Annotated in this window: 4 protein-coding genes and 1 pseudogene; all 5 read left to right on the top strand. The window is 40.7% G+C overall.

Annotation, left to right across the window (positions count from 1 at the left end; all coding sequences use genetic code 11):
• Positions 1 to 9,712, top strand: a 9,712-nt coding sequence (locus A9G42_RS10430) for a hemagglutinin repeat-containing protein (protein ID WP_065653389.1), incomplete at its 5' end; no start/stop codon positions are given.
• 2 nt (positions 9,713 to 9,714) lie between these two features.
• Positions 9,715 to 10,194, top strand: a complete 480-nt coding sequence (locus A9G42_RS10425; RefSeq protein WP_065643117.1) for a DUF2247 family protein — start codon at positions 9,715 to 9,717, stop codon at positions 10,192 to 10,194.
• Positions 10,195 to 10,342: 148 nt separating this feature from the next.
• Positions 10,343 to 10,540, top strand: a pseudogene (locus tag A9G42_RS14385) (hemagglutinin repeat-containing protein); the annotation flags it as partial.
• Positions 10,520 to 11,011, top strand: a complete 492-nt coding sequence (locus A9G42_RS10420; RefSeq protein WP_257006420.1) for a hypothetical protein — start codon at positions 10,520 to 10,522, stop codon at positions 11,009 to 11,011. The pseudogene A9G42_RS14385 and the gene A9G42_RS10420, both read left to right, overlap by 21 nt.
• Before the next feature lie 82 nt (positions 11,012 to 11,093).
• The coding region (locus A9G42_RS10415) for a VENN motif pre-toxin domain-containing protein (RefSeq protein WP_179854647.1) at positions 11,094 to 12,094 on the top strand (1,001 nt) is incomplete at its 3' end.

Raw genomic sequence — 12,094 nt, 5'->3', positions numbered from 1 at the left:
CCAACAGTTTGATGTCTCAAAGCAAGGTGTAATTTTAAATAACAGCAGTAAAACCAGCAAAACCCAAATTGGGGGTTATATCCAAGGTAATGAACTGTTAAATGCCAGTGGCAGTGCCAAAATCATTTTAAACGAAGTCAACTCACGTAACCCAAGCCAATTAAATGGGGTCGTTGAAGTTGCGGGACAAAAGGCTCAAGTGGTTATAGCCAACCCATCGGGGATCACCTGTAATGGTTGTGGTTTTATTAATGCGAGTCGAGGCACATTAACGACGGGTAAACCGATAATTGAAAATGGGGATTTAACCGGTTATCAGGTAGAGCAAGGTCATATAGCGGTAACGGGTAAAGGTCTGGACAGTTCAGGGCAAAGTTATACGGATTTAATTGCTCGCACGGTATCGATAAATTCTGCGGTATGGGCAAATGATTTAAATGTGGTGGCAGGGCGTAATAAAGTCAGCGTTGACGCACAAACGGTGACATCGTTAGGCGAAGATGATAACCCAAAACCGGAAGTTGGCTTGGATGTTTCGGCACTGGGGGGGATGTATGCGGGTAAAATCCAGCTAGTCGGGACAGAAAAAGGGGTTGGTGTACATAATGCAGGCGAGTTAGGGGCAAGTGCTGGTAACCTTATAATCAGTGCGGATGGGAAAATCAGCAATACTGGTACCTTACAAGCTAAAGGTGATATTCAGCTAAGCAGTCAACACACTATTAGTAACAGTCAACAAATTTACAGCAAAAAAAACCTTCAATTAAACGCCAAAAAAGTGATTGCTAATGAGGGGGCATTAATCGCTGAAAATAATGTCGAGCTTAAAGCCTCAACGATAAATAGTGGTAAAAGCAGTACCGTTGCGGCGGGGATTGACCAACAAGGGCAGTTGACTAAACAAGGCAATATTGCAGCCAAGGCTAAAGATGTTTTATTAACGGGCAAAAATTTAGCGGGTCAACAGATTGTGGTGAATGCGCAAGACAATGTTGACCTTGCAAACAGCCAAAATATAGCTAAATCGCTGGCGGTGACGGCTGACAATATCAATCTCAATGCGGCTAAAATTAATAGCAAAGAAAGCATCAATTTAAATGCCAATAATTTGATTGATAGCCGTTATTTACAAGCTAAAACTAATGCAACCTATTTTGCTAAAGCAAACGTAATTGATAACCAACAAGCGATTATACTGGCTGATAAAGATGTGGTATTGAATGCTAATAAAATAAATAACGCACAAACAAAACTCAATGTCGGCAATGCAATTCATTTTAATGGCAAACAAGTTATTGACAACAATAATAGTACCTTGCTGGCGAAGGGCGCGATTAATCTTCAAGGGGAATATATCACCAATAATGGCTCATTATTAGTAAGTCATGATTATTTGCACATAAAAGCCAATACATTGGAAAATCGCAAATCAACCTTGCAATCCAAAAAATATTTAACAATTGATAGTCATCTTTTTGATAATCAACAGTCTAAATTCTTAACAGAAGACACGTTAACAATTGATGCTAATCAAATTAACAACCAAAAAGTGGCTTTAAGTGCGAAAGGAACTATCACGATTCACGGTGAGCTAGTTAATAATGATTCTTCGACATTTATTTCAGACGACACAATTAATATCAAAGCTAAGCAATTTTTTAATCAACACGCAACGCTCACTGCACAGCATAATATGGCTATTGATGGTCAGCAAGTGAATAACCAATCAGCAGAATTAAAATCCAATGGTCATTTATCAATTTATGCAACCGAGCTCGACAATCAATCTGCACTATTACTAACGAATTCGACCTTAACGTTACAAGGTAAAAATATCAATAATTATCATGCCGAACTCAGCGCAAGCGATCGCATTGCTATAACCGCAGAGCAACTATGGGTTAATGAGGGGGTATTGGTCAGTAATCATGATATCAATATGATAAGTTCGCATATTGATGCACAAAAAGTAAAAGTTAAAGCAAAAGGGGATATTAACCTGAAAGCGTTTGATGGCATTGATGCAACTGAAGGGTTAATCGTGAGTGAAAAACAATCCACCCTTGAAGCAAACACGGTTAAATTAAATGCAGCAACGTTAAGTGCTAAAGGTGACATAGCTGTTACAGCAAATTCACAATTAGACAACAATAATGCGAAATGGATTAGTGAAGGTCATATTACCGCAAATGCACAAACGATAAATAATCAAAATTCGTCAATATCGAGCTATAAAAATATTTACCTTAACGCACTGTATTTAAATAATCATAACAGCAAATTACAGAGCTATGGAACAATTGACTTATTGTCAAACAAGGTTAATAACCAAAATACCCTCGTCAATGCATTAGCGGCTATTCACATTCAGGCTCACGATATTGACAACCAACATGCACAAATAATTAGCCAGCAATCGATAAAGATAGATGGTAATAAGATTAATAATCGTCATTTAGCCATGCAATCGGGTAAAGCCTTATCTATAACGGCTACCGACCAATTGGACAATGCTGATGCGACACTCATTGCTGGTGACAAACTGGAGCTTGAGTCACAGCGCATTGATAATCAACGTTCAAAAATCAAGTCTGGTCATGACCTGACTATGCAGGGAAAAAGGATTAATAATCAACATAGCACCATGGTTGCGACGGGCGATGTTGGGTTTAATGGTGATGAGCAATTAGATAATCAAAACGCTGATATTCGAACACAAAATAAAATCACTATGGCTGCCAAGCAAATAAATAATCAAAATAACTTATTGGCAGCCGGTAACGAAGTTATGCTTAATGCAGATGAACTTAATAGTCAGTCATCCATATTAAAAACTGACGATAAGATTCGCATAAAAGCCAAAAAGCTTAATAGCGCATCGGTCAAATGGGTTAGCCAAAATGCCATTATTATTGATAGTGATGATATGGATAATCATTCATCTGTATTCAAAGCCGATAAGGGTATTGCCGTCAAAGCCGATAAATTAAATAATAACGAAGCAACCTTAATATCGGGAGCCCAATTATCATTAACCGCTAAACAATTAGCCAATCAATCGGCCTATATTCATGCTGATAAAGGCATCGACATCCAAAGTACCGAATTTAATAATCAATCCGCCACGTTAATTACTAATGGCTCTATACATATTGATGCCGACAAAACGAATAACCAAGATAGCACCTTATCGGCTAAACAAAATATTACCGTAAACAGTAACGAAATAAATAATCAGCACGCCCTTGGGTTAGCGGATAAATATATTTCGATTCATGCCAATAACCTTGACAATCGCCATGCCTCCTTACAGGCCAAACAAGGTATGCAAATGGATGTCAATGCCCACCTAGCTAATCAACATGCGATGCTAATCTCAGGGAGAGATGGTATTATCATTCATGCAGATGCTTTAAATAATGAAGATTCTGAATTAAGCAGTAAAGGGAAATTGGCAATAACCGCCAACGAGGTCAATAACCACCAAGCACAATGGGTTGCAGAAAGTAACCTCACGGTCAAAGCGAATCACATCAATAATCAGTCTGCTGATATTCAAGCTAAAGGGGATATCACCTTAGATGGGCAAACCGTTGATAACCAACAAGCGAAATTGTTGAGCATGGGTAATATTCGGCTACATGCAGAGAATAATTTAACCAATAATCATGCCAAGCTTACTGCGATGCAACAAATTCAATTACAATCTCATGGCACGATTGATAATAAATACTCAACAACAGAGGCCAATAAGGGGATTTTGATTGAAGCGGATTCAATCAATAATCATCAAGCCAAATTGAATGCTGGGGAAATTGAGTTAAAAACCCAATCGCTTAAAAATCAACAAGCCGATATTGTAGCGAAAACGTTATTACATCTTCAAGCGGGTGACATAGCTAATAGTCAAGCTCGTTTATTAGCCAATGATATTACCATTACCGCAAATCAACTCAGTGGTGATGGTGAACTCCTTGCTGAACATAATATTGCGCTTAATTTAACTAATGCATTTGATAACAAAAACAGCTTACTGGCAAATAATGCTATTTCAATCCACGCCAGCCAAATTACCAATGACGGAAAAATCTCATCGGGTCAAGCCATCACCCTTAACAGTGACGAAATAAAAAATACAGAAAAAGGCATTATCGAATCAGAGGAAATCAACACCAATGGGCAAATATTGGAAAATAAAGGACTGATTGATGGTGGTGACGTTCACCTAAACGCATCGCAGCGTTTTGACAATCTGGACGGCGCGCGCTTATATGGGAATGGGATTGATATCCGAGCTCATCAGGTGAACAACCGAGCGCTTTCTTTAACCAGCCCGCTTGCGCCAACTATTGCAGCAAGGGACACGCTTTTATTGGATGCCAACACAGTAAATAATACCAATCATGCGCTGATATTCAGCTTAGGGGATATGTATATTGAGGGTGAAACCTTAAACAATCACTCAGCACGGATTGAAGCGACTGACGATATGGCATTAAAAGTCAAGCAAATTAACAACATCAATGACCATATTGAAACCGAAGAGGTCTTAGTCGATAGTCAACATCTTATTGAATATTCACCAACCGGAGATGCTCGGCGATTTAAACCCGATGAAGTAAGTATTCGTACTAGCCCTAAAGAGCGGCATCGATACCCTGTTTTGCATTCCAATAATGGCGCTTTTAATTCCACCTATAAGTATTACAAATATGATTACACAAGGCATATTTATGAAACTAAAATCAAAAATACTGCACCAGCAGAAATCATCTCTGGTCAAGATTTGCATATACAATCCGACCATTTAGAAAATGATAACAGTAAAATTATTGCGGGTAATGCCTTAAATATTGAGACTGGCACACTCAATAATCACTCATTAAAAGGCCAGCACACGGTCACTGATATGGGTAATAAAATTTACCATTACCGCGAGAAAGAGACTAAGAAAGGTAAAGCCGTATATAAAAAAAGAGCAAAATGGAGCGACTATAACGACCAATCGGTCACCACCATCGATCTTGAGCATGCCAAAATAAAAGCGCACAGTAAAGAGGATAAAAGCCAAGTTGATTTACAACCACGTAAAGAGGCGAATGTTAGTATAGATATTATTGTTGATCCGATTAAGGCCGAGGTCAAAAACGACAAACACCTTAATAACTCACTGAAAGACATCATTAACCAAGGTGAGGAAAAGGGTAAAATCAGCATTTTACCGGAACATCAGGTCAATGATTTACCGATTATGCAACCTATTTATCAACCTGATAACGTTGACACACCAGCGCTTGATACCCCAGTTATTGACGCTAATCAAAAAGTGACCAGTGAAGATAGTCAGCATTATGGTGATTCAATTATCCTTGTTGAGCCTAATTTGACCTTACCGCAAAACAGCTTATCGATAATAAATAAAGCGCCACAAAGTCATTATTTAGTGGAAACTGACAGCCGTTTCACGGACCGAAAAAAATGGTTAAGCTCTGATTACATGCTCAACCGCTTAAAGGTCGATCCGAACAATATCCAAAAACGGTTAGGTGACGGTTATTATGAGCAGCAGCTGATTCGAGAGCAAATTATAGCCTTAACGGGGCATCGATATGTGGGTGATTATACCAGCGACCTAGAACAATATAAGGCATTAATGAATGCAGGCAGTGTTTTTGCGGAAAAATATGGCTTAGCTGTAGGTGTAGCACTTTCAGCAGCGCAAATGAAACAACTCACCAGCGATATAGTCTGGTTAGAAAGCAAAACGGTCATGGTTGATGGGCAAGCGGTGTCAGTATTAGTACCCCAAGTTTATCTGGTCAATAGACCACAGCTGACGGCGGAAGGGGGCTTATTATCAGGAAAAAGTGTCACGGTAATCGCGGAAAATGACATTGAATCCTCGGGGGCGATATTAGGGAAAAAACGGGTTGCGCTATTAGGGGATAACGTCAATAACCAAGGCCTGATTGATGCAGGAACCCTCATCATTCAAGCCAAAGACAGCATAAACAGCCGTGGCAAATTACGTGCAGACAAATTGGCGTCTTTACAGGCCAATAACGACATCAACTTAAACAGCACCACGGCTACTACCGAAACGCATTACGGCGCAAGTAAAAGCAAAAATACGGTAATAGACCAAGTTTCAAGTCTCAACGTTAAAGCGGGGGATATCTACTTAAAAGCGGGTCATGATATCAATCTGGGTGCAGCCTTAGTGGTCAATGGGGGTGAAGATGGCACAACCAACATGATAGCGGGACACGATATCCATTTAACGACATTAAAGACAGAAAGCCATCAAGCATCGGTATGGAATAAAAACCACTCACACAAAGTGGATATAGACAACGTGGTAGGGAGTGAAATCTTAACCGATGGCGACCTCAATTTGATTGCTAGCAATGATATCTTGGCAAAATCGGCGCAGATATCGAGCAATAAGCGCTTAAATTTATTGGCAGAGCATGATATTGATATTGGTAGCGAGCAAGAGCGCTTGCAATTAACGGAACATCACAAAAGCAAAACCAAAGGGATACTTAACAAAGGTTCGATTACCGAAGATATTGAAGTCGATAATATCACGCAAAAAGGCAGTGGCATTTATGGTGATAGGGTCAACATCAATGCGGGTAATAACCTTAAGGTCACGGGCAGTGAAGTGATTGGTAGCAATAATGTCGCGCTTAACGCAGGCAAAGATATTGCCATTGATGCGGCGGAAGAGTCTTACTACCACATGCAAAAAGCCGTCACCAAGAAATCGGGATTAATGGGCAGTGGGGGTATTGGTTTTACGGTGGGTAAAGAGAAAGAAAACCTCAAACAAACCGATAACGAACAAGCCTTTTTGGGCAGTGTGGTGGGTAGCACAGATGGCAGTGTTAATATCCGAGCGGGTAAAGACGTGAACATCAAAGGCAGCGAAGTCATTGCGCAGCGTGATATCAAACTGCAAGGCGAAAACGTTAACATCGAAGCATTAGATGCCAAAACGACGTATAAAGAAGAGTACAGCTACGAAAAATCAGGTTTAACGGTGGCCTTAACGGGCACGGCCGCAGATATGTATGAAGCGGCCAAAGCCGTAGAGCGAGCCAAGAAACAAGGCAATGACAAACTCCTTGCCCTACAATCCATCAAATCGGCTTTAACAGCGGTCGAAGCGCTAGAAGATAGCCAGCTCAAAAACCAACAAGGTCAAAGCCAAGCTTCAATTGGTGTTAGTGCCATGGTAGGCACTCAGCGCACAGAGCGAGAAGTCAACCAAGCGCAACACAACGTCATCAGCAGTAGCATCTCGGCAGGGCGAGACATCGACATTATCGCCACGGGTGACGCCAACCAACAAGGCGGAGACATCACTCTTAAAGGCAGTGAAATCAACGCAGGGAACAATATCAACATCACGGCGAATCGGGATTTAAATGTGATTGGTGCGGTCAACACCCAGCACAGTGACCGTGATGAAAAAAGCTATGGAGGAGGGGTTGGTATCCAGCTTCAATTTGGTGGTGATGAAAGTGGCTTACGCTTTAAAGGCAATGCCAACTTCAGCCGAGAGCGAGAAAATGCGGACGGCAGTGCATGGACAGAAAGCGTGATTGATGCGAAAAACAAACTCACCATCAAAACGGGCAACGACACCAACATCATAGGCGGCCAACTAAAAGGCAACACCGTCAACATGGATGTGGGTAACAACTTAAACATCCAATCACTGCAAGATACGGACGACTATGATTACGAAAAAATCAGCGCCTCAGTAAGTGGCAGTGCTGGCTTTGGTGGCTTTAGTGCCAACGGCTCATTATCAAGTACGGACATCGACAGCAAATGGGCAAGTGTCACCGACCAATCGGGTATTTTTGCTGGCAAAGGTGGCTTTGACATCAAGGTAGGCAACAACACCGACCTAAAAGGGGCGGTCATCTCCTCGGAAGCCGAAGACACCAACAAAAACCGCCTTGATACGGGCACAATCAGCTTTAGTGATATCAAAAACAAAGCGGAATTTAATGTTAGCCATATCTCGGTCAGTGGCGGCACGGGTGGCGCAGGTGCACCAGCGGCATATCAAAACAGTGAAAAAGACTCAAGCATCACCCACTCAGCGGTAGAGCAAGGTCAACTCATCATCCGCAACAAAGACAAACAACAACAGGATATTAATGATTTAAGCCGAGATACGGAGCATGCGAATAACTCACTAAAACCGATATTTGACAAACAAAAAGAGCTCGACAAAATCGAAACGGTAGAGCTTATCAAAGACATAGCCCAACAGACGAAAAGCGTAATGGGCAAATATGACCAAATACAGGCACAAAACAAAATAGAAAACGACGAAGAAATTAAAAAAGGCCTAAAAGAAAAAACCACAGATCAGCTAAAAAAAGAAAAGCTTAAAGCTCAACAAGACCCAAGCTACACCCCAAAAAGCTACGACGAGCTTTACCAGCAAAATTATTATGATGCCGTCAGCGATGCAGTGGTAAAAAATGCAAAAAACAACCTTGGCACCATGGGTGGAGATGTCAGCAAAGGCATAGATTCAGCCGCATCAATCATTACCGGCATCATCACTGGCGACATCACGGGTGGTCTTGCAGGTGCTAGTGCGCCATGGCTAGCAGAACAAATCAAAAAACAATCCGGTGATAACGAAGTTGCCCGCTTAACGGCTCATGCCATATTAGCGGGCACTATAGCCGAACTACAAGGCAACTCAGGCTTAGCAGGTGGCGCAGGCGCAGTAAGTGGTGAACTTGCCGCAGAAGTTATCCGCAACCTTTATAAAGATGATAACGGTAAAAAGAAAGACATCAAAGACCTCACCGAAGCAGAAAAACAAAATATCAGCGCATTATCGCAACTAGCAGCAGGCCTTGCCACGGCCAGCGTTGGTGGTGATGTGGGTGATGTCGGTGCTTCGATAGCTGCGAGTAAGAATGCGGTTGAGAATAACTCATCAAGTATAATAAATTTTTTCAAAACTGAAACCGAAAGAGATTTAGAAGAGATTGAGCAAGCTAAAATATTATTATTTGAAGGCGATGAAGATAAAGCTTGGAAATATGTTTTAGCAAAAAAACAAGCTGTAGCTGGAGGTGCAATAGATGGTATAAAAAATACGTTAGAAGAAACAGCCGATGCGGCTACACATCCGATAGATACTATTGTTGGTATTTATGATTCTATAACCAATCCTGATAAAGTTTATGAAGCAATTAAAATTTCGTATACTGAGTGGTTAGAGCTCTATGGTTATGCATTAAAAAATGATCCAGCACTAGCTGGTGAAATGATGGGGTATTTAGAGGGTAAAATTATAGGAGAAGTTGGTTCCGGCTATGTTATGACTGGTGCTTCTACAGCAATTATTCAAAAGGTAGCTCGATTAAAAACATTATCTAAAGTAGCCGATAAAATTATAGACTATAATAGATCGGGCAGTGGCTTAAAAGGAGATCCATTACATAGAGCAGCAAGTTTCGTAAGTAAAGAACAACTTAAAAAAGGGGAGGTGTTTACAATAACAGGTGGTGATGGTATTAAGCGAACTTTATTACAAACAGAAGGCTCTTTTAATGGTAAAAGTGGAATATTTGAATATATTATCGATCCTAAAACTCAAAATATTACACATCAACGATTTATTTCAGGTGGTAAAATAAATGGAACACCTAATCAAAAGGTTAAATAATAATGAATTTTGATTTAAATAAAAATACAATTCATCTAAATTGGAAAGATATTTTATGGGGATATCGAAAGCATATTATTGGTTGGAAAGATGTTATTAATTATGCAAATGATATGATTATTAATGGCAGTAGTAATCAAGATGCATTTGAACTATCAATGGTTAATTCTTCTACTATTTTTGAGTTAGGTGATTTGTTGGAAAAAATTGCTGGATCTTTAGAAGATTATAGTAACGAAAAATGGTTATATGTCTTGTTACTACAATTATATAATTTTCGTTATGACATTAAAGATCCATTAGGTGAAGTTGAAACAATTTATGAAAATTTTGGCTATCCTGAAGAGATAGAATCTTTCGTTAGATATATGCCTGTATCTAATGATTATGACCCTACTAAGCACACTCAAGAGGAAAATGAAAAACGGTTATATTTTAATTGGAAACAATATTTAGATAACAAAAAAAATATTTGGAAATAAAAATAAGCCGATCCCAAATTTTGTATATTTACCAGTAAAAAGTGACAGTTAATACTGTCACTAAATGCCAATAAAACAAACGGTATAGACTCCTGAATTATTTTTACAAAATTAGTTGTAATTATCTTTTAACTTACGCTTTAAAGGCAATGCCAACTTTAGCCGAGAGCGAGAAAATGCGGACGGCAGTGCTTGGACAGAAAGCGTGATTGATGCGAAAAACAAACTCACCATCAAAACGGGCAACGACACTAACATCATAGGCGGCCAATTAAAAGGCAACACGGTCAACATGGATGTGGGTAACAACTTAAACATCCAATCACTGCAAGATACGGACGACTATGATTACGAAAAAATCAGCGCCTCAGTAAGTGGCAGTGCTGGCTTTGGTGGCTTTAGTGCCAACGGCTCACTATCAAGCACCAAAATGGACAGCAAATGGGCAAGTGTCACCGACCAATCGGGTATTTTTGCTGGCAAAGGTGGCTTTGACATCAAGGTAGGCAACAACACCGACCTAAAAGGGGCAGTCATCTCCTCGGAAGCCGAAGACACCAACAAAAACCGCCTTGATACGGGCACAATCAGCTTTAGTGATATCAAAAACAAAGCAGAATTCAACGTTAGCCATATCTCGGTCAGTGGCGGCACGGGTGGCGCAGGTGCACCAGCGGCATATCAAAACAGTGAAAAAGACTCAAGCATCACCCACTCAGCGGTAGAGCAAGGTCAACTCATCATCCGCAACAAAGACAAACAACAACAAGATATCAACGACTTAAGTCGAGACACGGCTAGAGGAAGAAGAGCTTAAAGCTCAACTCGACCCGAGCTACACCCCAAAAAGCTACGACGAGCTTTACCAGCAAAATTATTATGATGCCGTCAGCGATGTAGTGGTAAAAAATGCAAAAAACAACCTTGGCACCATGGGTGGAGATGTCAGCAAAGGCATAGATTCAGCCGCATCAATCATTACCGGCATCATCACTGGCGACATCACGGGTGGTCTTGCAGGTGCTAGTGCGCCATGGCTAGCAGAACAAATCAAAAAACAATCCGGTGATAACGAAGTTGCCCGCTTAACGGCTCATGCCATATTAGCGGGCACTATAGCCGAACTACAAGGCAACTCAGGCTTAGCGGGTAGTGCAGGCGCAGTAAGTGGCGAACTTGCCGCAGAAGTTATCATCAAACAGCTTTATGATGGCAAAGACATCAAAGACCTCACCGAAGCAGAAAAACAAAACATCAGCGCATTATCGCAACTAGCAGCAGGCCTTGCCACGGCCAGCGTTGGTGGTGATGTGGGTGATGTTGGTGCTTCGATAGCTGCGAGTAAGAATGCGGTTGAGAATAACCGTTTAACTACGCGTAGAGAGAATAAACGAATTAGAAAATTGGCTAAAGGAGATAAGCAGGAAGAATTACGTTATCTTGCAGCAGCATGTGCACTAATTAAATGTTCGTCCGAACTGGCTGATAATGACCCGCAGAAAGCGGCACTCCGAGAACTAGAAAAGTTAGGCAGTAGTGACGAGTTACAAGCATATAGAGAAACGCTTGCAGCTCAAGAACACACAAAAAATAGAACTATATTTGGTATACCTTATCAAAAAAATGAAAAGTTATTTCAGTATACATTTTTTGATGGTATTTTTGATGGTACAAAGAATATTGATAATGAATACAGCATAACCACTCGAGCAGGAGGAGTCCTTCAGATTGGGTTTGCTGCTATCGATGGGTTTGGAGCAGCCGCATTATCACCAGGTTGCAGCTCAGTGGTGGGATGTATACCAAGTGCATATCTAACATGGTCAATGGCTGATAATGGCGTAACGGGAGCAATGACCGTTTATTATGGCAAAACTTATCATACGCAAACAGCCGAGGG

This window comes from Gilliamella sp. Nev6-6 (genome assembly GCF_001690605.1).
In the GTDB taxonomy this organism is placed as follows: domain Bacteria; phylum Pseudomonadota; class Gammaproteobacteria; order Enterobacterales; family Orbaceae; genus Gilliamella; species Gilliamella apicola_C.
This window is presented reverse-complemented; position numbering and strand designations above follow the sequence as displayed.